Here is a 978-nt window from a genome sequence, read left to right as displayed (position 1 = left end):
CAACATTACTTATTTCTTCTATTAGATGACACTTCATTTATTATTTATAAAAATAATCTATTGTCTTGTGTAATAAAATATAAAATATCGTAGAATACTCTCATTTCAAATGACGTTGAATCAATACAAATTAATTTCTTGCTCTTCACAGGTAGGGTTGATGTATCAATATAAACTATTAAAGAAAGAAAAAATGTCTCTTATGAAGGCTCTAAAATGCAAAAGCTGTAGCAACATTAGAGGTTGTTAAATACAATGATAGTACCAATTTGCTCCTTCATAAGCATAAATATGGTGATGTTCAAAGGTTTTATACTCTATCATCTAAACAAACGACATTATGAAATGGGCCTGAAATCTTTGAAGGATGTTGCTTGTGAAAGAGATACAAAACCACCCTCTCAATACTATTAGCATATTACTATTTCATGGAAATAATAATCTCCTTACATCAGCACTATAATTCTGTATTAATGAAAACTTTGTATGATAAGTATTGGAAGAACTTCATATACTTTTATATTTTTCCTTTTCCCTAGCGACCAGTAGGTGCAATCTTTACTGGTTGGCGATAACTTAAAGGCGGTTCCGTGAGATAGCGACGGTATTTTGAACTTCCAACTTGTGCTCTCTGACGACGTAAATATTCTTGTCGTTGTTTTGCATTCAACTGTGAAGGATTTTCTGAACCAATACCATCAACTGAAGACCCTTTGTGCGGAAAAGAAGGACTTCCTTGATGCTGTTTTGATGCTGCTATTTTATTGACAGATCTATCTTGTTGTGGCAGCGGTAAAAAACTGCGTGAGCTAGGACTTGGTATTACAAGTTTTGGGCGGGGTTTCAGAATAATCTGACTGCTGTTATTTACTGGTGTCAACGAAGCAATATTAGCAACATCTTCAAAAAACTGTATCGAAACCGGTTTATTCGTCCCATAGGTAGGAGCAGACAAACTGCACCCCGTTAAAACAAAGC

The 978-nt window shown here is 34.5% G+C and carries 1 protein-coding gene; it reads right to left on the bottom strand.

Going from position 1 to position 978, the window contains the following annotated elements; all coding sequences use genetic code 11:
- Positions 1 to 535 precede the first annotated feature (535 nt).
- The coding region (locus BN338_RS10030) for a hypothetical protein (RefSeq protein ID WP_039762010.1) at positions 536 to 978 on the bottom strand (443 nt) is incomplete at its 5' end.

It is taken from the genome of Bartonella queenslandensis AUST/NH15 (assembly GCF_000312585.1).
Taxonomy (GTDB): domain Bacteria; phylum Pseudomonadota; class Alphaproteobacteria; order Rhizobiales; family Rhizobiaceae; genus Bartonella; species Bartonella queenslandensis_A.
Note: the sequence above shows the minus strand (reverse complement) of the source record. Positions and strands in the feature narration are given on the sequence as shown.